Origin of the sequence: Micromonospora sp. NPDC047812, from assembly GCF_040704175.1 — a bacterium.
Classification (GTDB): Bacteria; Actinomycetota; Actinomycetes; order Mycobacteriales; family Micromonosporaceae; genus Micromonospora.
Map to the genome: position 1 here is coordinate 134,701 of NZ_JBEYRY010000005.1, position 25,303 is coordinate 160,003.

Annotated in this window: 20 protein-coding genes, 1 tRNA gene and 2 pseudogenes; 9 read left to right on the forward strand and 14 right to left on the reverse strand. The window is 71.8% G+C overall.

All coding sequences use genetic code 11. The features are described from left to right. Positions 1-231: 231 nt before the first annotated feature. Genes AB0883_RS20490 through AB0883_RS20500 form a run of 3 tightly spaced genes read left to right on the forward strand, consistent with a single transcriptional unit; the run spans position 232 to position 2,884 of the window. Entirely contained in the window at positions 232-1,053 is an 822-nt protein-coding gene (locus AB0883_RS20490; RefSeq protein ID WP_366642761.1) for a DedA family protein, read from the forward strand. 20 nt (positions 1,054-1,073) lie between these two features. Next, positions 1,074-2,249 carry a histidine kinase gene (locus AB0883_RS20495; RefSeq protein ID WP_366642762.1) on the forward strand — a complete coding sequence of 392 codons (1,176 nt, stop codon included), beginning with the start codon at positions 1,074-1,076 and terminating at the stop codon, positions 2,247-2,249. Further along, positions 2,240-2,884, forward strand: coding sequence for a response regulator transcription factor (locus tag AB0883_RS20500; RefSeq protein WP_366642763.1), 645 nt, complete (start codon positions 2,240-2,242; stop codon positions 2,882-2,884). Before AB0883_RS20495 ends, AB0883_RS20500 begins: the two co-directional genes overlap by 10 nt. Before the next feature lie 61 nt (positions 2,885-2,945). On the opposite strand, the gene AB0883_RS20505 is transcribed toward AB0883_RS20500, so the two are convergent. The 6 genes from AB0883_RS20505 to AB0883_RS20530 form a co-directional block, all read right to left on the reverse strand. Then, positions 2,946-4,013 carry a DUF2855 family protein gene (locus AB0883_RS20505; RefSeq protein ID WP_366642764.1) on the reverse strand — a complete coding sequence of 356 codons (1,068 nt, stop codon included), beginning with the start codon at positions 4,011-4,013 and terminating at the stop codon, positions 2,946-2,948. Between the two features lie 178 nt (positions 4,014-4,191). After that, complete coding sequence (locus AB0883_RS20510) at positions 4,192-6,447, reverse strand: DUF3488 and transglutaminase-like domain-containing protein (RefSeq protein ID WP_366643014.1); 2,256 nt, start codon at positions 6,445-6,447, stop codon at positions 4,192-4,194. A gap of 125 nt (positions 6,448-6,572) precedes the next feature. Then, the gene (locus AB0883_RS20515; protein WP_366642765.1) at positions 6,573-7,742 is read right to left on the reverse strand and encodes a DUF58 domain-containing protein; all 1,170 of its coding nucleotides are present in this window, start codon (positions 7,740-7,742) and stop codon (positions 6,573-6,575) included. 12 nt (positions 7,743-7,754) lie between these two features. Beyond that, entirely contained in the window at positions 7,755-8,750 is a 996-nt protein-coding gene (locus tag AB0883_RS20520) for a MoxR family ATPase (RefSeq protein ID WP_121400830.1), read from the reverse strand. A 27-nt stretch (positions 8,751-8,777) separates the two neighbouring features. Further along, on the reverse strand, positions 8,778-11,351 hold the full coding sequence (locus AB0883_RS20525; protein ID WP_366643015.1) for a fibronectin type III domain-containing protein: 2,574 nt from the start codon (positions 11,349-11,351) through the stop codon (positions 8,778-8,780). A 219-nt stretch (positions 11,352-11,570) separates the two neighbouring features. Further along, complete coding sequence (locus tag AB0883_RS20530; RefSeq protein WP_366642766.1) at positions 11,571-14,735, reverse strand: tetratricopeptide repeat protein; 3,165 nt, start codon at positions 14,733-14,735, stop codon at positions 11,571-11,573. A gap of 221 nt (positions 14,736-14,956) precedes the next feature. Between AB0883_RS20530 and AB0883_RS20535 the strand changes: the two genes are divergently transcribed. From AB0883_RS20535 to AB0883_RS20555, 5 genes are all read left to right on the forward strand, one after another. Next, positions 14,957-15,040, forward strand: a tRNA-Leu gene (locus AB0883_RS20535). A gap of 263 nt (positions 15,041-15,303) precedes the next feature. Continuing rightward, complete coding sequence (locus AB0883_RS20540; RefSeq protein ID WP_366642767.1) at positions 15,304-15,639, forward strand: AbrB/MazE/SpoVT family DNA-binding domain-containing protein; 336 nt, start codon at positions 15,304-15,306, stop codon at positions 15,637-15,639. Beyond that, complete coding sequence (locus AB0883_RS20545; RefSeq protein WP_366642768.1) at positions 15,636-16,655, forward strand: site-specific integrase; 1,020 nt, start codon at positions 15,636-15,638, stop codon at positions 16,653-16,655. Before AB0883_RS20540 ends, AB0883_RS20545 begins: the two co-directional genes overlap by 4 nt. A 47-nt stretch (positions 16,656-16,702) precedes the next feature. Beyond that, positions 16,703-16,990 carry a hypothetical protein gene (locus AB0883_RS20550; RefSeq protein ID WP_366642769.1) on the forward strand — a complete coding sequence of 96 codons (288 nt, stop codon included), beginning with the start codon at positions 16,703-16,705 and terminating at the stop codon, positions 16,988-16,990. 1,094 nt (positions 16,991-18,084) lie between these two features. Further along, a complete protein-coding gene (locus AB0883_RS20555) occupies positions 18,085-18,384 on the forward strand; it encodes a hypothetical protein (RefSeq protein ID WP_366642770.1) in 300 nt (99 codons plus the stop codon). A gap of 63 nt (positions 18,385-18,447) precedes the next feature. Here AB0883_RS20555 and AB0883_RS20560 read toward each other — a convergent pair whose 3' ends face one another. The 7 genes and pseudogenes from AB0883_RS20560 to AB0883_RS20590 all read right to left on the reverse strand — a co-directional run bounded on the left by AB0883_RS20560 (position 18,448) and on the right by AB0883_RS20590 (position 23,694). After that, a complete protein-coding gene (locus tag AB0883_RS20560; protein ID WP_366642771.1) occupies positions 18,448-18,897 on the reverse strand; it encodes a hypothetical protein in 450 nt (149 codons plus the stop codon). A 72-nt stretch (positions 18,898-18,969) separates the two neighbouring features. Next, positions 18,970-19,650 (reverse strand): annotated as a pseudogene (locus AB0883_RS20565) (integrase core domain-containing protein); the annotation flags it as partial. Between the two features lie 118 nt (positions 19,651-19,768). Further along, a complete protein-coding gene (locus tag AB0883_RS20570) occupies positions 19,769-20,824 on the reverse strand; it encodes a hypothetical protein (protein WP_366642772.1) in 1,056 nt (351 codons plus the stop codon). 46 nt (positions 20,825-20,870) lie between these two features. Further along, entirely contained in the window at positions 20,871-21,026 is a 156-nt protein-coding gene (locus AB0883_RS20575; RefSeq protein ID WP_366642773.1) for a hypothetical protein, read from the reverse strand. A gap of 196 nt (positions 21,027-21,222) precedes the next feature. Then, positions 21,223-21,354 carry a hypothetical protein gene (locus AB0883_RS20580; RefSeq protein ID WP_366642774.1) on the reverse strand — a complete coding sequence of 44 codons (132 nt, stop codon included), beginning with the start codon at positions 21,352-21,354 and terminating at the stop codon, positions 21,223-21,225. Beyond that, positions 21,354-21,755 carry a hypothetical protein gene (locus tag AB0883_RS20585; RefSeq protein ID WP_366642775.1) on the reverse strand — a complete coding sequence of 134 codons (402 nt, stop codon included), beginning with the start codon at positions 21,753-21,755 and terminating at the stop codon, positions 21,354-21,356. Before AB0883_RS20585 ends, AB0883_RS20580 begins: the two co-directional genes overlap by 1 nt. Positions 21,756-22,449: 694 nt before the next feature. After that, a complete protein-coding gene (locus AB0883_RS20590; RefSeq protein WP_366642776.1) occupies positions 22,450-23,694 on the reverse strand; it encodes an IS256 family transposase in 1,245 nt (414 codons plus the stop codon). Positions 23,695-24,848: 1,154 nt separating this feature from the next. Between AB0883_RS20590 and AB0883_RS20595 the strand changes: the two are divergent. Next, a pseudogene (locus AB0883_RS20595) lies at positions 24,849-24,995 on the forward strand (helicase); the annotation flags it as partial. A gap of 57 nt (positions 24,996-25,052) precedes the next feature. Here the strand turns inward: AB0883_RS20595 and AB0883_RS20600 are convergent. Then, positions 25,053-25,253, reverse strand: coding sequence for a hypothetical protein (locus tag AB0883_RS20600; RefSeq protein ID WP_366642777.1), 201 nt, complete (start codon positions 25,251-25,253; stop codon positions 25,053-25,055). Between the last annotated feature and the right edge of the window lie 50 nt (positions 25,254-25,303).

The following is a 25,303-nucleotide window of genomic DNA, read 5'->3' on the forward strand; positions in this document are numbered from 1 at the left end:
TCTCGCGGTTCGAGCGGAAGTGACGATGGCGGTGGATCCCTCGCGCGAGAGGGTGGTGAGTGGTCCGTCCGCCAGCAGCCGGTCGCGGGACCCGCGCCACAGTGCCGCTTACCGGCGGACGATCTGACCCACGCGGTGCGGTTTTCCGCACCCCGGCCGTTGCGGTCGGCCCGCTGGGGCCGGCGGTCGACCTCATGGTCCGGGCCGTGCCGAGTTCATAGTGTCTTCGACATGATCCGTTTGTCGCACGTGTCTCTGCACGCTGGCCGGTTGGCCGAGGAGCCCGATCCGTCGCAGGGTGGCCTGGTCGGGTTGGTGACCGAGCTGACGGAGCGGCTGGGCGCCCCCGGTGTCGGCCTGGCGGTCGCGCTGGAGAACCTGTTCCCGCCGATCCCGAGCGAGGTGATCCTGCCGTTGGCGGGGTTCACCGCCGCGCAGGGCAGGATGAACCTGTTCGCCGCGATCCTCTGGAGCACGATCGGTTCGGTGGTGGGCGCGGTGGTGCTGTATCACGTCGGCGTCGCGCTCGGGCGGGACCGGGTCCGCGCCATCGCGGCGCGGTTGCCGTTGGTCAAGGTGAGCGACATCGACCGGACGGAGGCGTGGTTCGCCCGGCACGGGGTGAAGACCGTCTTCCTCGGGCGCATGATCCCGATCTTCCGCAGCCTCATCTCCATCCCGGCCGGTGTGGAGCGGATGCCGGTCGCCACGTTCCTGCTCTACACCACGTTGGGCAGTCTGATCTGGAACACCCTGTTCGTGATGGCCGGCTACCTGCTGGGGGAGAACTGGCACTCCGTCGAGCCGTACGTCGGGACGTTCCAGAACGTCGTCATCGCGGTCTGCGCGCTCGCCGTCGGGTGTTTCGTCGTCTCCCGGCTGGTCAAGGCGCGCCGACCGCGGCCGGCGACGGAGAACGAGGTGGAGGCGGACAGGTGCGGACCGTACGAGTCGGTCGCACCCGTCGAGCCGTACGGTCACTCCGGTCACCCGGCCCGAGCCGCACGCGGCACGGTGTACGGAACCCCGCGCCGGTCGGAGGGCGGCCGATGACGGGCGTGGGGGAGGCCCTGGTGCCAGAGCGCGAGGCGCACGGTCGGCGGTCGTGGAGCGGCGCCGTGGCCCGCAGGGGCCGGCCGGTGGCGGGCGTGGCGGTCGGTGTCCTGACCGCCGTGGCCGAGTCGCTGTTCCTGCTCCTCGCCGGGATCGCCGTGGTCGCGGTCTCGCCGGCGCCGGCGGCGCGCCGCCGCATCGGCGCCACCACCCTCCGGTACGCCCGACGCGTCGCCGAGTGGGAGCGGCGCCGCCTGGCCGTCATCGCCCTGGAACCCACCCCGCCACCGGTCCGGCCGAGCGGACCACGGGTTCTCGGCTATCTCGCCGCCCGGCTCCTGCCGGCGGCGCTCGGCGCGCTCACCGTCGGCCTGCTCGTGGTCGGTGCCGTGCTCGCCGCCATCGTGGTGCGGTCCTTCGTGGCGGGCGGCATGACCCTGGCCGGCTTCCTGTCGCAGGGGCTCATCGGGACCGCCCTGCTGGTCGTGAACCTCCAGGCGATGGCCAGCGTGGCCACACTGGACCGGTGGCTCGCCCGCGGCCTGCTCGAATCCCACACGCGCCAGGCGTTGCAGCGGCGGATCAGCGAGCTGGCGGTCAGCCGGGCCGGCGTCATCGCCGCGGTCGACGCCGAACGCCAGCGCATCGAACGCGACCTGCACGACGGGCTGCAACAACGCCTCGTCGCACTCGGCATGCTGCTCGGGCGGGCACGCCGCAGCCGCGACCCCGACAAGGCGCACGCACTTCTCGCCCAGGCGCACGAGGACGCCCAGCGCGCCATCGACGAGCTGCGGGACGTGGCCTGGCGGGTCTACCCCGCCGCACTCGACCACACCACCCTGGACGAGGTGCTGAGCATGGTGGCGCAACGATCGGCGACCCCCGTCAGGATCAGCTACGACGTGCCCGTCCGGCCCGCCCGACCGATCGAGACCGTGCTGTACTTCGTCGCCTGCGAAGCGATCACCAACGCCACCAAACACGCCCGGGCTACCATGATCGCCATCGACATCGAGGCGCGGGAGACGACGATCGAGATGCGCCTGCACGATGACGGCATCGGCGGCGCCGACCCGCACGGCAGCGGCCTGCAGGGTCTCGCCCGCCGGGTCACCGCGCTCGACGGCCGGTTCGACGTGCACAGCCCACCCGGTGGCCCCACGACGATCCGAGCGGAGCTGCCGTGCGCGTAGTCCTCGCCGAAGACTCCACCCTGCTGCGCGAAGGGCTGGTCCGCCTCCTCGCCGACGAGGGACACCAGGTGCTGGCCGCCGCCGCGGACGCCGACCAGCTCGTCACCGCCGTCGAACAGCACCGTCCCGACGTCGTCGTCACCGACGTCCGCATGCCGCCCACCAACACCGACGACGGACTGCGGGCCGCGCTGGAGATCCGCCGCCGCTGGCCCCACATCGCGGTGCTCGTCCTGTCCCAGTACGTCGAGAAGCGCTACGCCGCGAAGCTCCTCGCCGACCGGTCCGAAGGCGTTGGCTACGTCCTGAAGGACCGCGTCGCCCAGGTCGAGGACTTCCTCGACGCACTCGACCGCGTCGCCGCCGGTGCCACGGCGCTCGACCCCGAGGTCGTCCGGCAGCTCATGTCCGCCACCAGCCACAGCGACCCGCTCAACCGCCTCACCCCGCGGGAACGCGACGTGCTGCACCACATGGCTCAGGGGCACACCAACGCCGCCGTCGCCGAACGCCTGCACGTGTCGCAGAGCGCGGTTGAGAAACACATCAACACCATCTTCGACAAGCTCGACCTCTCCCACGTGACCGGCTACAGCCGCCGGGTCCTCGCGATCCTGCGCTACCTCGGCTCCTAGCCGTGCAGGATCGCGGGCCCGGACCGGAAGGCTGCGTGCGGGGCTCGCGCCGCGGCGCCGTTCACAGTCGGACGATCTGACCCACGCGCGGTGGCGTCCGGCCGGCGAGGACCTCCCGCCAGGCGCGCTCCAGGGCGTCGGGTCCGGATCCGGTCCGTACGTCGAGCCATTCGCCCACGACCCCGGTGAACCGCTGCCAGGCGTCGGTGAACCGCTGGTCGAGCCCGTCGCGGCCCCAGTCCTGGCGGCGCTTGCGCATCTGCACCGGGGCGAAGAACACCTCTCCGGCGGCGTCGGCGTTCGGGACCTGGGTGGTGAGCCCGACCGCGACGTCCCGCACGAGCCGGTCGCCGAGGTGCTCCCGCAGGGCGGCCCGGGTGGCGGGCGCGCCGGACAGGTCGAGATAGGCGGTCGGTACGGCGTCGAGGGCGTCGATCCCGTCGTAGGAGACGACGTCGTCGTAGCAGCCGAGTGACCGGGTGAACGCGAGGTTGCCGGCTGAGGTGAGCCCGACCAGGCGCGGGCCGCGACCGTGCAGCTCGAAGGCGGCGGCGTACGCGGTCTTGCTCGATGCCGACGACAGCACCAGCGACTGCGCCCCGTAGAAGTCGTTGTCGACGACCTGGTCGGCCAGCATGAAGGAGGTGAAGAACAGCGGCCGGAACAGGACCAGCAGATCCTCCTGGTCCTCCCGGTACGCCGGGTCGCCGGTGGTCGCCCGGTACACGTTGTACGGCGAGGGCAGGTCGGCCCGGTGCGCGCTCGCGTCGCGGAATCCGGAGGCGTCCACCCGGTCCGGCCGCACCACCAGGTGACCCGCCGGCGGGAGGTAGCCGTAGACCCGCTGCCCCGCCGCGACCCCCTCGATTGTCGACTCGACCACCTCGGCGAAGCCCCACAGCGGCGGAAGTCCCCACTGCGGGCCGAGCCCACGCGGGCCGGGCGGGAAGAACTCCCAGTACCGCATCGAGTCGCCGAGCACCGCGTAGGTGACGTTGTTGGCGGTGAGGCCGACACGGTCCACTCGCAACAGTGCCTCGCCGTCGGCGAGGGTGGGCGTCGTGCCTTCGACGAGGGTGGTCCGGCTCAGGTCGTCACGGGCCACGGCGAAGGTCCAGGAAGCAGGCATGATGCGACGCTAAGCAGCCCCGGAGGCCGAGACAAGTAGCACTGCGAGTGCAAAATCCCACTCGCGGTCCGGTTGACGGAGGCCACCACCCGCAGCCGGCGGCAGCGACGGCGGTGGATCGCGCCGCGTGCAGCGCGGCCCGGGTGGGCTGGCCGGACCGCCGAACCTCGCGGAGGGCTCAGCGGTGCCAGCGGAGGGGACCGGGGCGCACGGACCAGAGCAGGCGCCGCCACCAGGGGCGGGCGGCGCGCAGCGCGGCGACGTAGTCGCCGGCCGTCGCGGCGGCCCGCGACGCCTGCTCCGCCGTCGCGGTGCCCGGGGCGAAGGCCGTCTGGTTGAGCAGCCCCGCCAGCTCCCCGACGTCCGCCCCGAAGGGGAGGACGGCACGGGCGTGGGCGGCGACCTCGGAGGCGGAGAGGTCCCCACCGACCGGGTGACCGGCCAGCCGCAGCGCGTCGGTGACCTCCCGCCAGGCGCCGGCGATCCGTTGGCCGGGGTCGCCCCGTTCCAGCCGCGCCCGGGTCAGTGCCCGGCGCATCAGCAGCAGGACGAGCAGCGCTGCCACGACCAGCAGCAACACGCCGCCCGTCCCGCCGCCGACCAGCAGCGCCGTCGACGGTCCACCGGAGCCGGCCGGGTGGCCCGGCGCCGCCGCCGGCTGCGGGGTCGCGGTCGGCTCGACCGTGGGCTCCGGCACCTCCGACGGGGGTGGCTCCTCGGGAGCGGGGCGGAAGTCCTCCTCCACCGGTCGCGGCTCCTCGTCGGGCCGGGGCAGCGGGTCGAACGGCACCCAACCCAGACCCTCGAAGAGCACCTCCGGCCAGGCGTACGCGTCGCCGGCCCGGACCGGGCCGTCGCCGGCGGCGCGGAAGCCCACCACCACCCGGGTCGGCAGCCCCGTCAGCCGGCCCAGCACGGCGAACGCCGCCGCGAACTGCTCGGAGGTGCCGCGCTGGCCGCCGGCGTTGCGGGGTCCGAAGAGGAAGAAGTTCAGGTTCGGGTACGCGTGGCCGCTCGGCGCGTCGGCGACGAGGCGGTAGTGCTCGGCGAGGAACTGTTCCACGGCGGCGGCCCGCGCGTACGGGGCGCCGTTGGACTCGGCGAGCTGGGCGGCGAGCCGGCGCAACGGATCCGGTACCCCGTCGGCGACCCGCAGCACCCGGGCCACCTCCTCGCCGGCCGGTACGTCCGCCGTGCCGAGCAGGTTGGCGTCCGGCGTCTCCAGCGCCGACGTCACGCTGTAGCGCAGCCCCGGGGTCAGGCCCTCCGGGCGGATCAGCGTCCCGGTCGCCGGGTCGTACGCCACCCGCGCGCCGGTGACCTCGCGCGGGGTGGCGACGGCGGGCAGCAGCCGGCCGCTCAGTCCGGCGACGGTGATCTCCTGCCGTACCGTCTCCACGGTGCTGTCGGGGGCCGGCGCCGTCACGGGCAGGATCCGCCCCGCGTTGCGGTACGTCGCGCCGACCCGCCAGGTCACGCCGTCGTAGTCGCTGAGCACCGCCAGCCGGATCGGCACGGGGCGGCCGGCATCCGGCCCGGGGGTGGCGCCCGGCTGCCCGGCCGGCACGGAACCCGACGGGCCCGAGCGCTGCGTACGCACGTCGAGCAGCTGCTGGCCCGGGTTCAGCGCCCAGCCGGAGATCCGGATGAGCGGGTTCTCGTCCAGCGTCTCCACCTGCGGCGGCTCGACGTACCGCCGAGGGTCCACCGGCCGGCCGTCGACCTGGCCGGCGAGCAGCGGACCGAGCAGCGCGACCAGCCCGACCACCACCGCGAGGCCGGCGGCGGAGGCGGCGGCGAGCCGGGCCCGGACGGCGGCGCGGACCGCCGGCGGCAGCCCGGCGGCCGGGTCGACGCCGGCCGTGGCCCTGCCGCCCGCCGGCACCGCCAGGCCGAGCACCGCCACGGCCACGAGGGTCAGCGTCGGCCCGATCGCGGGATCGGCGTTCGGGCCGACCACGTAGAGCGCGGCGGCGTAGAGCAGCACCGGCGGCAGGTAGCCGAGCAGCACCCGGCCCGCCCGCATCGCCACCTCCGCCCCGGCGAGGCCGGCCAGCCACGCGGCGACCAGCGGCACCAGCACCGTGTCGGGGGTCGGCTCCACGGGGATCATCGCCGTCAGCAGCCGGGGGATGCCGTTCGCGGCGGCGTCCGTGGTCACCTGGGCCAGACCGCCGGGCAGCTCGGCGCGGGTCGCGGTGAGGCGCAGCGACCAGCCCGTCCAGCCGGCCATCGCGAGCACCGAGACGGGTGCGACCAACCACGAGGGCAGCCGGCGGGCGGCCACGCTGACCAGTACCGAGCCCACCGCCGCCCCGAGCACCAGCCGGGTCAGCAGCGGGCCGGCGTAGACCCGCCCGAGCACCGCGCCCGCCAGGCCGATCATCGTGATCAGTGCCAGCGGCACCGGGACCGCCCGCAGCGCCCGTCCCAGCCGGGCAACCCCACTGCCGCCCTCGGCGCGGCCACCGCCGTCACCACCGCCGGCCCCGGTCGGGCCGGTGGTCGCCGTGGTGCCGCCCCCGTCGGCCGCCCGCCCCGCCGCGCCGTCGGCCACCGTCACCACCTGCGCACCCCGTCCCACTCGGCGGCGAACGCCGCCCCGTCCGCGGCGTCGATCACCACCAGGCCGGCCGCGCCCGACGGCGCCGGCTCCGCCGCTCCGAAGACCCCCACCACCACCGACGGGTACGCGGCCCGCAGCGCGCCCACCGTCCCCAGGTCGTCCCGGCCCCCCGGCCCGGTGAGGAAGACCAGCGTGTCGCCGAGCCGCTCCCGCCGCAGCCGGGTGGTGGCGGGCTGAAGGTCGCCCCCGTCGGCGAGTCCCGCCGCCGCGAGCCGGTCCAGCGGCCCGTGCGCCGCCGCGTCGTCGCCCGCCGCCGGGAGGTTGGCCGGCTCCGGCGCGACCAGCAGCAGCACCACCGGCAGAGCCTCGCGGTACGCGGCGACCAGCACCGAGGCGGCGGCCTCACACGCCGACTCGAACGACTCGGCCACCCCGCCGGGGCGCTGCGGGTGGGCGGCCGCCCGGTTGTCCAGCAGCAGCACGATCCGCGGCAGGCTGGTGTCCACGTTCTCCCGCACCATCAGCTCGCCCACCCGGGCGCTGGTGCGCCAGTGCACCCGGCGCAGCTCGTCGCCGACCACGTACTCGCGCAGCGAGTCGAAGGTGATCGACCCGTGCGGCACCTTGTCGACCCGGCCGTCCAGGCTGCGCCCGGCCCCCGTGGGCACCGCGTTCAGCGGGTGCACGCGCGGGTGCACCCAGACCGGCACCGTGCCGCCGTACGGGCGGGCCAGCGCCACCAGGCCCAGGGGGTCGCGCCGGGTCACCCGCAGCGGCCCCACCGGCACCACGCCCCGGCGGGCGGTCGGCACCTCGTAGCGGACCGTCATGTCGCGGCCCGGTCGCAGCCGCAGCAGCGGCACCGGGACCGCCCGGTCGCCGCACCGGTCCTCGGCCACCAGGCTCGCCGCCCGCAGCCGCCCCGCGTTGCGCACCGTCAGGGTCATGGTGGCCGGCTCGCCCCGCGCCACCCGGTCCGGGTCGGCGCTGCGGGTCACCTCCAGGCGCGGCCGCCAGGCCGCGCTCAGCACGGCGTGGCCCACGGCGATGCCGGCCGCCGCCCCGAGCAGCGTCAACTCCGGGTACGCGAAGCGGAAGCCGGCGCCGAGCAGCACGACGGCGGCGACGAGCAGCCCGACACACCGGGCGGTGAACGCGGACACCGGCGTCGCCGGTCAGCCCTGGACCGGGGCCGGCTGGCCCGAGGGGAGCGGCACCGGCACCGAGGCGACCGCCTGGCGCAGCACCTCGGCGGCGGTCACCCCGCGCACCTGCGCGTCGGGGGTGAGCAGCAGCCGGTGTGCGAAGACCGGTTCGGCCAGGGTCTTCAGGTCCTCCGGCATGATCCAGCCCCGCCCGTCGATCAGCGCGTACGCGCACGCCGCCCTGGTCAGCGCGATCACGCCCCGGGGACTGACCCCGACGCGCACCTGCGGGTGGGTGCGGGTGGCCGCGGCCAGCCGCACCGCGTACGCGTAGAGCGGCTCGGCGATGTGCACCCGGCGGGCCATGCGGACCATCTCCCCGACGGTGGCCGTGTCGGTGACCGCGGTCAGCGCCTCCGGGGAGCGGACCGTCGCCCCGCGCAGCACCTCCACCTCGACCGCCTCGTCGGGGTAGCCGACGGAGAGCTTCACCAGGAACCGGTCGAGCTGGGCCTCGGGCAGCCGGTACGTGCCGTCCATCTCCACCGGGTTCTGGGTGGCCACCACCAGGAACGGCTGCGGCACCGGGTGCCGGACCCCGTCGACGGTGACGGTGCGCTCCTCCATCACCTCCAGCAGCGCCGACTGGGTCTTCGGCGACGCGCGGTTGATCTCGTCGGCGATGACGATGTTGGCGAACACCGGCCCCGGGTGGAACTCGAAGCCCCGGGTGGCCTGATTGAAGATCGTCACCCCGGACACGTCGGAGGGGAGCAGGTCGGGGGTGAACTGGATGCGCCGCCACTGCCCCTTCACCGTCGCCGCGATGGCCCGGGCCAGGGTGGTCTTGCCGACCCCCGGCACGTCCTCCAGCAGCACGTGCCCCTGGGCGAAGAGGGCGGTCAGCGCCAGCCGGACCACCTGCGGCTTGCCCAGCACTACCGCGTTGACGTTCTCGGCCAGCCGGGCGGCGAGGGCGGCGAAGCCCTGCACCTCCGGCTGGGTGAGCGGTTCTGGGGTGTTCACGGCGGTGGTGCTCCTTGCCTGGGTGGGTCAGCAGGTGGGCAGGACCTTGATGTCGTCGCCGCCCTCCAGGTTGAGCCAGGCCCAGGGGATGTAGTTGCGTCCCCTGTAGTCGACCTGCACCCACCAGGTGCTGCGCTTCTCGTTGTTGTAGATGTAGGCGTAGACCTCTTCGCCCTGCTTCTTGCAGTAGGCCTTGAGCCGGGTGCCGTTCGCGACCCAGCCGGCCTGCCGGTCGTCGTCCTGCCGGGTGACCTCGAAGATCTCGTTGCCGTTGCGTTCGCCGGGGATCTCCCGGGTGCAGTAGCTGGCCTCCGCGCCGGAGGAGCCGTTGCGGCAGGTCGCGATGCCGTAGAGGGCGCCCGTGGCCTGGGCGCGGGTGGCGGTGCCGTCGCCGGCGGCGTTGCGCGCCGTCACCGTGAAGGTGTACTTCGTGCCCGGCGTCAGGCCCGTCATCGTGATGCCGGAGCAGTTCCCGGTCTTCGCCGGCTCACCGGCCGTGCTCAGCGAGCAGGTCGCCTTGCCGCCACCGGCGTCCACGGTGAACGTCACCGTCGCCGAGGTGGCGGTGGCCGAGGAACCGGTCACGGTGACGCGGGGCTCGGCCACCGTGCGGGCCGTGGTGGTGGCCTCCGGGCCGGGCCCGGCCTCGTTGACCGCCCGCACCTTCACGGTGACGTTCTGGCCGTTGCCCAGCCCGTCCACCGTGGCCCGGGTGTCGGTCACCTCGCTGCTGCGCCCGCCCACGTCCACGAGGTACTTCGTCACCGGCCGGCCGTTCGCCGCCGCCGGGGACCACTGCACCGCGACGGCGCCCGGCCGATCGGCCACCGTGGTCGACCGCAGCTCGGTCGGCCGCTCCGGCGGCGCGTACGGCACGACGGTGTTGCTCACCGGCGAGGCCGCCGAGCCGGCGCCCCGGTCGTTGACCGCCACCACCGTGAACGCGTACTGCGTGCCGTACTCCAGTTCGCCCGCCGGCACCACCAGCTCGGTCTTGCGGGACTCGCCGGCCGGGGCGTTGGTGCCCGCCGACGTGGCCGTGACCACGTACTTCGCGATCGTGTTGCCCTGCCCGTTGGCGGCCGGCCACTTCACCAGCACCGTGCCGTCCGGGCGCTCCCGGGCGGTGACGCCGGCCGGGGGGTCCGGCACCGCGGCCGTGGGCGTCACCGGGTTGCTGGTACGCGCGGGACCGTCGCCCTTCGCGTTGACCGCGTGCACCGAGAACCGGTACGTCTCGCCGTTGGTCAGGCCCTTGATCTCGACCGCCCGCTGGTTGGCGCCCACCTCCACGCGCTGGTCGGCGCCCTGCACCACGTACCGGGTGATCTCCGCCCCGTTGGCCGGGGCCGGCCGCCAGCTCACCCGGGCCTGCGCGTTGCCGGCGGCGGCGGTGACGCCGCGCGGGGCGCCCGGCTTGCCCACCTTGGGCTTCTTCGGCGGGGGCGGCGGCGGGGGAGCGGGCGGCGGGTCGCCGCCGAGGACGTCGTTGGCGTACTTGTCGACCTCGCGGACCTGGTGCTTGTCGTCCACCACCTGGGCGGTGGCCGAGTCGGGGGCGTTGATGAACAGGTGGTTCTCCCGCACCTCCAGCTCCAGCGGCCCGGTGCCCCGGCCCCGGATGGTGTCGACGAGCTGCCCGCCGGAGTCGAAGGCGTAGACGGTGCCGGACGCCTCGTCGGCGCAGTAGTAACGGCCGGCCCACGCCACGGCCGGGCTGAGCTTGTCGCCCGCGCCCGGCACGGTGAACGCCCGCACCGCGCCTGCGTCGTCGACCACGTGCACCCGTCGCTCGCCGGGCACCGTCACGGGCACGTGCGGCCCGCTGGTGCGCGCCGGCAGCGCGCCCGGCGCGGTCATCGTCAGCGGCGTGGTCCGCACCTCGCCGCGCTGCACGGTCACCAGGGCGCTGGCGGTGCGGTCGAGCACCGCGACGCCGTCGTCCAGGGTGGAGACCACCAGCTCGTGGCTGGCGTCCGCGACCTCGTACGTCTCGACCTTCTTCGGGCTGAGCCCGGCCCCGGCGGGGGCCGCCGACGCGGGCGCGGAGGGCAGCGGCGCGGCGGTGACCGCCGAGACGGTGCCCTCGCTGGGCACCGCGATCCACAGGCGCCCCTCGCCGTCGAAGGATCCGCCGGTGATGCCCGGCGGGTAGCGCACCGGCTCGCCGATCGGGGTCAGCGACCGCGGGTCGAGCTGCCGGACGACGCCCTGCACGGCGTCGACGACGAACGCCGCGTCCTCGTGCAGGGCCACGTTGACGCCCAGCCCCGGGGTCGTCCGGGTGGTCGCGGTGATCTGGAGGGTGGCCAGGTCCAGCGAGCTGACCTGCCCGGTGTTCAGGTCCCGCAGGACCAGCAGCCGGTCGGTCTGGGTGACCTGCATCGGGTGCCGGCGGGCGCCCGGGACCCCGACCCGGGTGTCGACCCGGGCGGTGATGCCGTTGACGCGGGCCAACTCGCTGCGCGCGGCGCTCCACAGCCAGGAACTCGCGTCGTGGCTCGCCACCGCGTTGTCCGCCGCGCCGAGGCCGTGGAGGGTGAGCCCCATGGCGGCCAGCAGCGCGGCCACCGTCGCGATGGTGACGACCCCGCCCCGCATCCGGCGGGGCCGGCGACGCGGCGGGCCGGTGCCGGCGTGCCCGGTGTCATCGATGGTGGCCACTACCGGCTGCCTCCCGTGTCGTCCCTGGCAGGTGGCGCGCCGTGCCCGGCGACCCTCCCCTGAGCCGGGTGCCATCATATGGCCGGGTCGGGGACGTGGGAACCCGCACCGTCCCCCTGTGGACACCGTGCGTGTGCGCCACGCCGCAGTGGACGGTCAGCTCGACGGCGTGTCGCCCTGCCGCTCCGTGCAGACCTGCCCGGAGGTGGCGAACGAGTCCGTCGAGTAGACCGCCAGCACGGTGAAGCAGTAGTCCACCCGCGAGTTCAGCCCGTTGACGGTGTAGCTGGTCTGCCCCGGGTCCACCGTGGCCATCACGCCCAGCGCCTGACCGGTCCGGCCGCCGGCCACCATGAACGGCACCCCGCCACCCGCCGGGTCCGTCCAGTTCAGGGTGATCGTCGCCGAGTCGTCCTTCAGCGTCAGCCCGCCCGGCGGCGGGCCGGCCGCGGACGCGGCCGGCGCGGCGGCCGCCGGCGAGGCGGGTCCCGCCGGCGGCGCCGCGTCCCGGTTGAGCACCAGCACGCCCACGCCGACGAGCGCCACCACGGCCAGGACCGCGACGACCACCGCGACGATGACCGCCGTGCGGTTCCGGCCGCCCTCCTCGGGCTCCGGCATCATCGGGTACGCCGGCGGCGGCGGGAAGGCCGGCGCCTGCTGCTGCGCGGGGTGCTGGACCGTCGGCCGGGCCCGCACGGGCTGCGCCTTCATCGGGAACGTCTCGTCGATGTCGAGGTACGCCGGCGGCAGGTCGTCGACCTTCTCCCGCTCCGGCTCCGCCTGCTCCACCTCCTCCCGTTCCCGTTCCCACTCGGCCCGTTCCAGCTCCTCCTCGACGTCCGGCTGGTCGGCGTCGGCGTCGGTCGTCGCTCCCGTGAGCGCCTGTGGGGGAGCCGTGCTGCTCCACGGCGGCGCGGACATGCTCCACGGCGGCGCGCTCACCGGCGGCTGGCCCCCGGGCGGCGCGCTGAACGGCTGCGGAAGAGCGGGCGGCGCGCTGACCGGCGGTGGCATCACCGACGGTGGGGGCGGGATCGGCGGCAGGGGGGGCACCGGCGGCGTGCTGACACCCCGCGGCGGTGCGCTGACCGGTGGGCTGCTCGTCGGGTACGCGGGCGGTGCGCTGACGGGGGGCGCGGGCGGTGCGCTGACGGGCGGGCTGCCCGTCGGGTACGCGGGCGGTGCGCTGACCGGCGGCGTCGGTGGTGCACTGACCGGCGGCGCGCTGACCGGCGGCGCACTGACCGGGGCGGCGTGCGCCGCTGCCGGTGACGTGTCGGGCGGCGGCGTCGCGGACGATCGGGCGGGGCTGACCGGAGCATCCGGTGTGGCGGGAGTGCCGGCGGCGCGAGCGATCTCCTCGGCGAGCAGCGGCTCGATCTGCTTGACCTGGATGGTCGGCTTGGCCCATCCGGGTGCCGCCCCGGCGGGGCGCTCCGACGCCGGGGCGATTCCCTCCGGCGCCGGGGCGGCCGCCTTCGGCGCCGACGCGCGCGCGGCCTCGCCGACGGACCTGGCCAGCGGCGAGGACGGGACGTCAGGCTCGGCATGCGCGGCAGGCTCGGCATCCGGCGTACCGGGGCGGGGTGAGGCGGCGCTGGTCGTAGCCGTGCTGGAGGGTGGTTCGGCGGCGGGCCCCGCTGCCGTTCCGGGCGGCGTGGTGCTCGACGGCGACACGGCTTCGGACGCCGCCGTCCCGGCCGACGCGCCGACGGTCGGGGACGGCTCGTCGGCGGCCCGGTGTCGCGACGCAACGGCGGGTCCCGCCGGGGGCACCGCAGCCCTCGCCTGCGCGGGCGGCTCGGCGGCGGCAGGCGGAGGAACGGGCGGCTTCGGCACGGCCGGCACGGCCGGCACGGGTGGGGCGGGCGGCTCCGGCGCGGCGACGACGGGAGCGGCGGCCGCGTGGCGCGGGGGCGGCGGGACGGGGGGCGTCGCGGCAGGCGGAGACGACACCGGGGCCGCCGTCGCCGGCGGGGCCGGCGGCTGCGCCGTCCTCGGGGCCGGAACGACCGAGGCCACCCCGGCCGCCGCCGGCGGAGCGGGGCGCGGCGCAGGTGTGGCGGGACCCGGCGTCGCCGGCGGGTGGGCCGGTCCGGGAGGAGGCGCCCAGGGAGACCGCGGCGAGGCCGGTGCGGGCCGTTGCGCCGGGACGACCGGGGGCGGCGGCACGGGCGCCGACGGCACCTGAGGGTGCGCCGGGGCGGCGGTGGACGCCGACGGCACGACCGGGGGCGGTGGGATGGGCACCGCCGGGGCGTACGGCGGCTGCGCCGAGGACGGCACGGCCGGAGGCGGGGGTACGGCGGCACGGGCCGGCCCCGGTGGCGCGGGCACCACCGGCGGCGGCGGGATCGTCGGTGGTGGCGGGATCCGCTGCGGCGGGGTGGCGTACGGGGTCGCCTGTCCCCGCCCGGGGGCGTGCGGTGCCTGCGGCGGGGCCGGCACGTGCGGTGGCGTCGGCGGGGCCCACGACTGCCGGGGCGGGGCGGGCACCACCGGCGGGGGCGGAACCTGGGCACCCTGCGGCGGGGCCGGATACGCCTGCGGCGGCGCGGGCGGCATCTGCGGCGCGTGGCCGCCCGAGCGGGGCGGCTGCGGGACCGCCGCAGGATGCGGCGCCGGGGCGACGGGAGTGGCCCGTCCCACCTGACGTACGCCCGGAACGGGTGGCGGCGGCGGGATCGGCGGGGTGTGCGGGGACGCCGGTGCGGCCGGCGGGCCGCTCGTGACGTGCGGCGTCGGGTGCACGGCCGACGGCTGCGGGAGGCCGACCGCGGCGGGCTCGTGCGGACGCCAGGTGGTGGAGAGCACCGCCAGCGACATCGTCGGCTCGGAGAGCGCGGACATGTCGGGCCGCGCCGCCGGCGGCGCGGGCTGAGGGGCGGGAGCGGCGTCGCCGAGATACTGCCGTGCCGTGCGTACCGCAGGGTGGTCGACGCCGAGCACGGCGGGCCCGAGGGCGGCGACGCGGGTGTAGTTGCGGCGGGCCTCGTGCCGGTTGCCCAGCTCGTCCGCCACCGCGGCCAGCTCGAAGGAGAGCGCCAGCATCAGCGGATCGGACGGTGGCCAGAGGCGCTCGCCGGCGGCGAACGCCTCCTCCAGCACCCGGCGGGCGGCACCCGGGTCGTCCGCCTCCCGGTGCAGGCGGGCCAACAGGTGCGCGGTGCTCAGCACATCCGGGTGGTCCTTGCCGTACGGCGGCCGGGCGGAGCCGACGGCGTCGTTGAGCAGCCGACGGGCGGAATAGAGATCGCCCGCGGCGCGCAGGGCGAGGGCCCGGTGCTGCACGGCGGCCAGGGGAGAGGGATGGGACACGTGGCCATGCTGCCGCGTGAGGCCCGTCGGACGCTACCCAGCCCCTCCCGTTTGCCACGGTTCGCCCGGGGCGAGATGCCTCCCGACCTGCGGCGGTCCATCGGCCGGAAGCCGATGTGCATGATCCACCCGGGGCGTGTACAGTAACTCCCCGTGCGGCCCACCAGGGCGGCCGGCGGGTGGAAGGTCACCTCGGTCGACACGGTAGGCTGGACGAGCAGGTCCGGGTGGCGGAATGGCAGACGCGCTAGCTTGAGGTGCTAGTGCCCGTATAGGGCGTGGGGGTTCAAGTCCCCCCTCGGACACAAATTTGCGGCATCCATGCCGTCTCTTACGTACTGGTGGTCAAGGCCCCTTGACCACGTGAACTTGATCTTCGCGACCAACCTCACCGACCCTGTGTCGGTCGAAGGTGGCGGTCGCTGTGGCTGAGCCCTCTCTGGCTTCCGTCGTTCCCCCGGTTCTTCTGCCGGACCGTGGGCGAAGCAACCGTCGTGACGCCCACGTACCCCTGCGACGGGCTCCGTTGCCGATGCCAGCGCTTGCGCAGCAACGGTCCGAGGCCAAGGTGTACCGTCTCGCGTCGGTCGATGCCAGCGGCCGGATCCGTGATCGAGGCATCGTGCGTGCCCTGGCTTGGGAGCCGGGTGCCCGACTGGAGATCCGCGAGAGAGCTGGCGTCATTGTCGTGCGCCGGGATCCTGGTGGAGTTTTCGCTCTCACCGGTCAGGGACACCTGCTGCTGCCGGCGCCGGTGCGGCACTGGTGTGGGCTCAAAGCCGGGGATCGGGCCTTGTTGACCGCCGATCCTGTCGCAGACCTGCTCGTGGTGTATCCGCCGACGGCCTTGGACGCCATGGTTGCCCAGGCTCAGCGCGCGGTGTTGCGTGTTGATGACGCATGAGTGCGGCGATGGCGGGCAGGGCGGAGTTGGATGCCGCGCGGTTGTTGCTGACGCGGATGGGGATCTCGCCGGCGGATCTGGTGGGGGCGGCGTCGGATCGCCCAGCGGCGCCGACGTTCGCGGAGTACGTGCCAGTGGTGGCGGCTGCGGTCACGGCCGGCACGCGGCGGGCGTACGGCTCGTACTGGAAGCGGGTGGTCGAGCAGTGGGGTCAGCGGCGTATCGATGAGCCGACGCCGTCGGAGATCGAGCGGTTGGCGGAGTATGTCAGGGCGCATGTGGTGGCTCGGCGTAACGCGCGGGGTGGGCGCAGTGCAGCGGAGCATCTGATCGCGGCGTTGCGCTGTCTGTACCGGCGGGCGGTCGCTGACGGCCTCATGACCGAGGCTGACAATCCCGCGTTGAGGGTGGCGAAGCCGCGGCGGTTGCCGAGTACGCGGCGGGCGTTGGCCGACAGCCGGCTGGCCGAGATCAATGAGGTGGCGGCGTCTACGGGTGATGATCCAGCGTTGGACAGTCTGCTGCTGCGGTTGCATACCGAGACGGCATGCCGGCGGGGTGGGGCGTTGGCGTTGAGGCCGGTGGATCTGGACCGGGATCAGTGTCTGATCATGTTGCGGGAGAATGGCGAGACGGTGCGGTGGCAGCCGGTGTCGCCGACGCTCATGCGGTACCTGCAGCGGCATGCGGAGCAGCGGCACGCGACCGAGGCAGGGCCACTGTTCCGATATCGCAGCGGGCAACCCATCACCTACCGGCGATATGACCACCTGTGGGTGCGCATCGGTGAGCGCCTGCCCTGGGTGCACGCCCAGCAGGTCAGTACGCACTGGTTGCGGCATACCACGTTGACGTGGGTGGAACGGAATTTCGGCTACGCCATCGCCCGTGCATATGCCGGTCACTCGGGCAGCGGTGGCGACGCCGGCACCACCGCTACCTACGTCCGAGCGACAGTCCATGAAGTCGCCGCCGCACTCGCGGCACTTGCCGGTGAGCCGCACCCGTTGGCGTGAAGCGGACCCGGAACAGGTCTCTCCAACAGAACAGGCACGATGACCCGATGAGCAGCTCTTACGAGACCGGTAGGTTTACCAACATCGATCCCGACGAGGTCAGCCACGTCACCACACATACCGACGCCGCCGACATCGTCCGCCGGATGCTCACCGACCTGCGCACCCATCCCACCGAGTGGGAGAACCACACCCTCGAACGCTTCCTGGGCGCACTCGAGTCCTCACTCAAAGCCCTGCCCGGCCTCTACCTGAACCGAGGAGAAAACTTCCCCGACCAGCCGACCTGGAAGCAGTTCACCGAGGCCCTCATCATGGCCACCGGCCGTGAATAGCTGGCCCGACCGGGTCGTGGGATCAGCCCCGCAGGCGCGGAAAGCAGCCGGGGTGGGCTTCGCGAAGTCGATCCCTCCAGATTCTCCCCGTGTACGCGGGGAGCAGCCTGCGGCCTTGGGATTAGAAGTTGGATCCCGGTCATGATTGCCTGTGATTGACGATCCACAGGGGTGTCTATCTGTCCTGGTAGACGCCCCTGTGGGTGTCGGTGAATGCTCCGTGGTGCCGTCCAATCCGTAGACGTCTGGGCTCACATCGGGCTCACCGCGCCGCCTTCACGCAGCACAGACGCCAGGGCGTACTTGCAGGTCAACTCAGACCGCTCTGCCTCTTGATGGCTTTCGGGCTGCCGGCCCCATGGGCGGGCGGCCGACGCCGCTTCGAGTAGCGCCGATGAGCGAAGCTACCCCAACGCAGTCAGCTGTCTCGACGGACGCACTCTTCGCCCAGCCTGTCGATGAAGGGGTGCGCCGGTCGAAGCCATTGATTTCCCGAGATGCCGATCAGGTCAACGGTCGGTTCGGCTACCTCGTCAATGCCGTCCTACGACGGACGCCTAGGTCGAGGCAGCGACGGCAAGGCCGTCCCAACAAGGTTGAGTTGGTCTGCGTTGGTGTTTTTGCGGAGCATGGCGATGGTTATCCCGTGGTTGGGCGCCGGTCGTAACCCGCCGTTGGTCTGCGGTGTGGCAGGGGGCTCTCATGTGCCGCGCTTTGGCGTGCATCAGGATCTTGGCAGAGGTGACAGGCCAATGGCTTCCCTTACTGCCTGGGCCCGCCACTGCAGCTCCGAGCCGGGACCACTGGGGACGGGCCAACGAGGCCCGCTCAGCGACTCCGGCATCGCCCAAGTCGTCCGCATCGGCTGCGCCACACCTCCGCCACCCGGCTCCAAGGCGGCGCCGACCCGGCCCTGCTCGGCCACGCCTGGAGGGTTTCTGCCGGTGGCGGCACCAGAGCGTGTCCGCTGTCCAGGAAACGATCGATTTCGGTGGGGCGATACTCTCGTTACGTGGGGGGGGGACTTTCGCTGGGGTGACACCGACTTGGGCCTTGACCGAGGCCGCAGCACGGTAGCGGTCACCGACTCCAGGATGCTGACCGGCCAGCTTCACGCCGCCACCGTTCCGCCTGAGGCCGCGGACTGGGCGTTGGAGCCTCCCCGCCTCTACTTTCGAGACGTGCCACTCGCAAGTTCGGGCGATACCCTGACGCTGACCGTCGATGACGACGCTCTCGACCACTATGACATCGCGCTCTACTTCCTTGAGCACTACGACGTTCTGGGGACCCTCACCTTCTGGCCTGGCGGCGTGCTGACTTTCGTCGGCGCCGTTAAGACCGATGCCAACGACGCGAGGATTCCACTTGTCGTCCGATGCACGGCAATCTGAACCTGGCCCCAGATTGGGCACACGGGGCCGGCCGTCTGAAAATCGATCGTTTTCCGGACAAGATCAAGATATGTCGTCAGGGCGGGTAAATCGTGTCCGAAAAACCCGTCCGAGAAATCGGCGTGTCCCGTAGTACGCGGTGTGGCGCTTCAGTACCGCCCTGCTGTCTGCGTCGAAGTTGCCTTGGACCTCCGAACCCGGGGTCGTCTCGATGCGCTGCACCACGATGCCGAGCACGCCCTCGGCGTAGGTCTTCAGCAGGGGGTAATAGTGGCGGACGGGCACGATTGCCTTCTCGCCGAACCGCAATCGCGCCCCAGGCCGGGTCATTTGATCGGTCAGCCGGAGCGGTTCGGTCGGAATCGCGGTCGTCGCGGGTGCCGGCGCCGACGTGGCGGGCGGTGGGGCCGGTGACGCGGTCGTGGCGGGAGCCGCCGACGGTGCGGCGGCCTCGCCCGCGAAACAGCCCGCCAGCAGCAGGCAGGGGATCAAGGCGAAGGCATGGCTGCGCATACGCGAAGTATCCCTGAATTACACCGGGACCAGTCCTGAAGGGGATGCTGCTCAGCTCTAGGTGTATGAGGGTCAAACGTTGGTGACGCCGGCCGACAAGCGTGAGGCTGGCGGGCGGCCGCCTGCTCCGCTGTGCGGCCGGTGGTAGTTGTAGTGGATGTTCCAAACCGCGATCGCGGCCGAGCGGGCATCCTTGCTGGTGAACTCGCGGGCGTACAGGAGTTCTTTGGCCAGAATCCGCTGATAGCGCTCTACCTTCCCGTTGTGTCTCGGCGTGTAGGGCTTTGTCTTTTTATGTCGGGACTGGTGACCGACGATGCGTGCGAAGTCGGCTGATCGGTAGCAGGCACCGTTGTCGGTGACGATTCGGTGGATGTGGTCGATGCCGTGGGCGGCGAACCAGACCTTCGCTCGGGCGAGGAACGCCGCTGCGGTTGCTCCCTTCTCGTCGGTGAGTGGCTCGGTGTAGGCGAGTCGGGAGAAGCCGTCGATGGCCGAGTGCAGGTAGGCGTAGCCGGCTTTCGCGCCGGCTGACTTTGCCCGCCCAGCGGCTCTGGCTTGGCCGCTGTCACGACCGTGGACGCGCCACCCTCCTCCGTAAGGGATTCGGCCGACCTTCCTCACGTCGAGGTGGACCATGTGGCCGGGCCAGCGAGCGGTGATCTTCCCCGGCTTGCGGTTGTTGTCCCCATTCGGATCAATGAATCGGCGTCTGCCAAGGCCCAGTCGGGTGAGGTTCCTGGTTACGGTGCGGCGGTTGATCGCAAAGCCAAGCTGGGCCAGTTCGTCCTCGACCCCGGCTGATCAGGAGAACAGGCCTTGATCGATCATTTCTCTGTCTGATGTGGGGTTGAAGTAGTCGAGCATGCGATTACCGCATGATCGCGCTGATAACAGCCGCCGCGACGACTCCGAACAGCAACGGGATCAGACAGCCGACGACCGCAGTTCCACGCACCCTCGTCCTCGCGAACAACGTTGCCCTGCGCGATCGACGCGCTTCATCCGCAACTCGCATCCCCGGCACGGCAGAACCGCCCTGTCGGTCCAGTTGCTCATCCACCAGCGCGACGAGGTCCTCGATCCATTCCCAGAATACGGGATCCGTGTTCGGCAGCGCCCGACGCGCGATGAAGAAGACGCGGCCGTCGACGATTTCGACGTCGCAGTTCCCCGCGAGCCCGACGAGCGTCTCCTGCACTGCGGGGGTGAGCAGCCTCCGGACGGCGTCGTCATCCTGCGGTGCGCACAGAACCTGGAAATGCACATCGAACGAGCCGCCTATTACCAGCGGCCGGTGCGCTGGCGGTACCCTCCATGCGCACGACGGGATATCTCGCGCGGCGGTCGCCAGCGTCATCGGCGGCAACGCTGTCCGCAGGGTGAACATGGCGTAGCAGGCCGTGCGCGGCATGCGCGTCCGCCCCGCCCAGGTGTCATAGGCGTAGTTCGCGACCTCGAACGGGCGAGGCGCGGTCGCGGTCACCAGATCGCCCGCAACACGCGACGTTCCGACGCGGAACAAAGCCGCCGGTCGAACCGGGTCCTTCTCGACGGCTGTGTAGGACATCCCATTCGCCTCGGCGAAACGCCTCAGCCGGTACCAGCCGACCTCCGAGGCCCGACGCCCCCGGACGACACCCCGGATCTGCATCACGGCGAGCGGAACCACCATGAGACCCGCGATCACCACCGTCGTGGCATCGGCGCCGGGCGCCCCGAACATGAGCTGCACCATCAGCACGCATAGGGCGGCCAACACCCCCGCACCGACCACAAGTACGGCGGCCTGGAACACGATCCGACTTCCGGCCGCGGCCTCACCGAAACGTCCGCCTTCGTGACGTATCAGTTCGCGACCCTCCGCACGGGCGAGCGCAGGATCGACGGGGACGCGAAGCGCGACGTCATCGAAGCGCGACGTCATCAGACCACCTCCGCCACGGGTCCACGACAAGATCCGTCGAGCTGCGTCAGCGATCCGGCTGCCATGACCCTCCTTCGATCAACGGCATCTGCACGGTGACCTGCCGCCCCGCCTGCACGAAGATGCCTCGCCCGTCCGGGAAGGCGATGCGCTTGGCCTTCGGGAACGGCACCTTGAACACCGCGTCGCCGTCGAAAGGCATCCGGCTTGAGGGTGATGCCATTGCGTCCCGCCTTGAAATCGCCGATCCACGCGTCCAGCTTCGACTCCGCCACGGTGGGGCACGAGTTCAGCATCCCAGTCGGTGCTGACCGTTTGGTAAGCATGTGACTTCCCATCTCACTTGAGGCATGAGCACTTCCAGCATGCCTGTCCGGCGCTAGGCCGTGTCTCCCGGATCATGGCTTGGGGCGGTCCGGTTTCGCGCGTAGCCAGATGAGGATGTCGGCGATCTGCACGGTGGTCCGGTAGCGGCAGGCCAGCTTGTCGTACCTGGTGGCCACGGCGCGGAACTGCTTGCGCCGGTTCATCAGCCGTTCGATGGTGTTGCGCTGCCGGTAACGCTGCGGGCGGAAGGTGGGCGGGCGGCCACCGCGTGACCCTTTCCTGGCGCGGTTGGCCTTCTGATCGTCTTTCTCTGGGATGTCGTGGGGGATGCGACGGTCCCGTAGTGCCTGACGGTTGCCGCGGCCGGTCGGACCAACGCCTCAAGGTCGGACTTTCGGAGCAGCTCGGGGTGTTCCGGTAGGTCGATGAACACCTCAGGAACTGCCGACTGTGCCAGCCGCGACTGCACTGCGGCGGTGAACTTCGCACGGAAGTCGCCCCTGGTCTCCTCGAACGCCTTCCTGGCAGGCTCCAGATCAACATCATCCCCGGCTACGGTCTCGAGCATCGCCAGCAGTTCGTTCTTCATGAACGCGTTGAACACGGGTACGACGATAGGGGACCGGCACGGTCGTCAGCCGTCCCTCTAACGGCGCTGCTGGATGGTTGGACGACGATGACGTTGGCGTAGTCGCAGGCGTTGAGGCAGTCGCTGGTGCAAACCGTGCGGTGCCGTCGAGGCTCTGGCGCAGGCGTGCCAGTTGGGCGGTACGGTCGAAGTCCGAGACCTGCGGGGTGCCTCAGCAGCAGTGGCGGCACACCGCCACGGTGTACACATCGGATGCGCTGCTGGATGTGGTGCCGAGATCGGCGCGCCTGGAGGTGTCGCGGCGGCGGCTCATGCGGCCGCGGTGCGGGTCGCACGCCGCCAGGCGGCGTCGGTGACATGCGCAGGTCGTTGAGGCCCACGATCACGGAGGGGCTCCCGTATCGAGCGGCGGCGGTGGCTGCTCAATGAGGGCCTGTGACGTAGTTTGTGCGTCACACTAGGGGCTACTGACCATGACGGATAGAGATCAAGTTGAACGTGGCCATCGAGCCGCGCTCCTCGCGTTCCTGCCCCGGGCCCGCCGGGTCGAGGCCCATTCCCTCGCCCAGGACCGTGCTGCCCTGGTCGCGCTGGCGCCGATGACGATGCAGGTTGTCATTGATCCCGCGCGGGAGACGCAGACCGTGGTCCAAGGACCCGACCCATTGGGGGAAGTTCTTCAAGGCGGTCGGTTTTCTCCTGTTTGATGTTAGGCGGCGATCGGGGCTGGGTCGGTCTGGTCGGTGTCGTGTCGGTCGGGCTGGGCAGGGATGAGGCGGGCTTTGGTCAGTAGTTCCAGGCCCAGGTAGCGGCGGCCTTCGGTCCATTCGTCGGTCTGCTCGGCGAGGACGGCGCCGACGAGGCGGATGATTGCGGGCCGGTTCGGAAAGATCCCGACGACATCGGTGCGGCGACGGATCTCCTTGTTCAGCCGTTCCTGCGGGTTGTTCGACCAGATCTGGCGCCAGATCCCACGCGGGAATCCGGTGAACGCGAGGAGGTTGTCTCGGGCGGTGTCGAGGTGCTCGGCCGCGGCCGGGAACTTGGCTTCGATGGTGGCCACGACTCGGTCGAACTGGGCTCGGACGGCGTCGGCGTCGGGTTGGTCGAAGATCGTGCGGACGAGTGTGGCGATCCACGGCTGCGCCGACTTCGGGACTTTGGTCAGCAGGTTGCGCAGGTAGTGGGTGCGGCAGCGTTGCCATGACGCGCCGGGCAGGGCGGCTCCGATGGCCTGCACCAGGCCGGCGTGGGCGTCGGAGATGACCAGGCGGACACCGGACAGGCCGCAGGCGGTCAGCGATCGCAGGAACGCCAGCCAGCCGGCGCCGTCCTCATCTGAGGCGACGTCGAGGCCGAGGACTTCGCGCCCTCCGTCGGCGTTGACGCCGACGGCGATCAGGGCATGAACGTTGACGGTCCGGCCTGCCTCGCGGACCTTCATCGTCAGCGCGTCCATCCACACGAACGTATAGTGGCCTGAGTCGAGGGGCCGGTTGCGGAACGCCTCGACCTGCGCGTCCAGGTGGGAAGTCGTCTCCGACACCTGCGACTTGGACAGCTGCCGGATCCCGAGCTGCTCGACCAGCTTCTCCACCCGCCGGGTCGACACGCCGAGCAGGTAGGAGGTGGCCACGACCGAGACCAAGGCCTGCTCCGCCCGCCGGCGATGAGTCAGCAGCCAGTCCGGAAAATACGAGCCAGAACGCAGCTTCGGGATTGCCAGGTCGATCGTCCCGGCCCGGGTGTTCCACTCCCGAGGCCGGTAGCCGTTGCGCGAGTTCACCCGCTCGTCGCTGCGCTGCCCGTAACCGGCGCCGCAGATCGCGTCGGCCTCGGCGGACATCAACGTCTGCGCGAACGTTTTGATCATCGCCTGCAACGTGTCCGGCGACGCGCCCTCGATCTGCTCGCGCAGCAGGTCAACAGGGTTCGCACTCTCTGATGCGGCCATCGCGTTCTCTCTTCCTTCTCTGACTTGGTCGTCTTGAAGGATCGACGCGATGGCCGTCTCTTACCTACGCAACACGCCCATCACGGGCAAGTCGTACACCACTCCCGTGGACGCAACCCTCGGTGCCCGAAGGGCCTCGTCGCGCCATACATGGCTGTAGAAGGACGATGGCCCGCTGCCGGTGGTCACCAGCCGTGATGGTGCTCCGTTGGTGCTCGGATGTTCGGCGCATGACCAGCACGGTTGGAACTAAACCAGCCCAACGCGACCTGCGCGGCCGATCGTCGCCTTGGAGGATGTCGCACTCTGCGGGCGGCATCGCCCTGACCAGCAGATACTCAGCCACTTGTTTCGGCATGCAGAAGCACTCACCGATACGCGCGAAGGAACGGTTACGCAGCGTAGGGAGCACCTGGCGGGTTCGGACTACGGATCAGATGGTTAGGGGTTCGAGTCCCTTCGGGCGCACCACCTGAGCAGGGAATATAGCCGATGGGCTATATTCCCTGCCTTCGTATGGGTCATGTGTGGGGCGCGGTTGTGACCCACGTTTGAGCAGCTCAGAGGCACTTTGGTTCGCGGTCGCGCCGCTCGAGCGGCTTCTGAGCAGCCGAGCACCATCGGATCACCACGGTCCCGACATGTGGGATGTATGAATGCGAAAATGGGAAGCGCAGGAGACGGGAGCGCATGTTCTCGCAGGTGGCGGCCTTATCGCGGCATGCGCAGGCGGCACCCCTGCGGCCCGACCCATCTGATTACCGCTCAGTTGCTCCCAATCAAGAGAGACGGGCATCGACCGAGACCGCAGCGTATGGACGAAGAGCGCTCGTCGAGCATCTTGTTCACCTCGTCGGCGACCTGCTCGCGTTGGCGCGGTACGTCTGCTCAGGGAGTCGGCGAGGCGGGCAGGAACCGTGTCGGCGGCCTGGTTGCGTCGTGAGGATGGTCTTTTGGCGGCACAGTCGTGGGGCCGGATCGCGTTTTCGCCGACGCCGTGTCAGCGGTGCAGTAGTCCCAGCCGCAGGAGAACCCGTGGTTGGGACTCTGTGCGAACACTGGACCTAGAGACTTCTGGGAGCGGGTTGTCCGGCGAGCTCTTGGTGGTTGGGGAGCTGTCGGCTGGTGAGCACTCGTTGCGCTTTCGCGCGCCGATGGTGGCGCGCGCCGGGATCGGCGAACTGCTGGATGCCCACCCGTCGACCGAGATCGTGCACCTCGACGTGCAGGTGAAGTTCCCGGACGGCTGGGAGGCGAACCAGACGATCCTCGCGCTGCTCGCCGGCGATCGGTCCCGCTGACGCCGTCCCGGCCCGCCCGTTGCGGCAGGCCGGGACGGGACCGGCGCCCCGGCCTGCCTAGAAGTCGGCGGCCACGGCCACGTTGAACGTGTCGATGGCCGCCTTCTTCTCCGGCGGGAGCGCCTCGACGTCGATCCGGTCGGTCTCGCTCCTCCCATCGTGGGTGTCGACACCTTTGACGAGGTGATTGACGATGGAGTTCGCCTTGTCGGTGGTGAAGCCTGCGTCGGTCAGGATGTGCAGCGGAAGTTCACTCATGCCGGCCGCCGGTATCCGTCGTGTCCCGCTCCCACGCCGTCGGGACCCCT

Coding starts and splice junctions, on each gene's coding strand:
- AB0883_RS20490 (WP_366642761.1), top strand. CDS start 232: ATGATCCGTTTGTCGCACGTGTCTCTGCACGCTGGCCGGTTGGCCGAG.
- AB0883_RS20505 (WP_366642764.1), bottom strand. CDS start 4,013: ATGCCTGCTTCCTGGACCTTCGCCGTGGCCCGTGACGACCTGAGCCGG.
- AB0883_RS20525 (WP_366643015.1), bottom strand. CDS start 11,351: ATGCGGGGCGGGGTCGTCACCATCGCGACGGTGGCCGCGCTGCTGGCC.
- AB0883_RS20545 (WP_366642768.1), top strand. CDS start 15,636: ATGAGTGCGGCGATGGCGGGCAGGGCGGAGTTGGATGCCGCGCGGTTG.
- AB0883_RS20550 (WP_366642769.1), top strand. CDS start 16,703: ATGAGCAGCTCTTACGAGACCGGTAGGTTTACCAACATCGATCCCGAC.
- AB0883_RS20555 (WP_366642770.1), top strand. CDS start 18,085: ATGCTGACCGGCCAGCTTCACGCCGCCACCGTTCCGCCTGAGGCCGCG.
- AB0883_RS20560 (WP_366642771.1), bottom strand. CDS start 18,897: ATGCGCAGCCATGCCTTCGCCTTGATCCCCTGCCTGCTGCTGGCGGGC.
- AB0883_RS20570 (WP_366642772.1), bottom strand. CDS start 20,824: ATGACGTCGCGCTTCGATGACGTCGCGCTTCGCGTCCCCGTCGATCCT.
- AB0883_RS20575 (WP_366642773.1), bottom strand. CDS start 21,026: ATGCCTTTCGACGGCGACGCGGTGTTCAAGGTGCCGTTCCCGAAGGCC.
- AB0883_RS20580 (WP_366642774.1), bottom strand. CDS start 21,354: ATGAACCGGCGCAAGCAGTTCCGCGCCGTGGCCACCAGGTACGACAAG.
- AB0883_RS20590 (WP_366642776.1), bottom strand. CDS start 23,694: ATGGCCGCATCAGAGAGTGCGAACCCTGTTGACCTGCTGCGCGAGCAG.
- AB0883_RS20600 (WP_366642777.1), bottom strand. CDS start 25,253: ATGAGTGAACTTCCGCTGCACATCCTGACCGACGCAGGCTTCACCACC.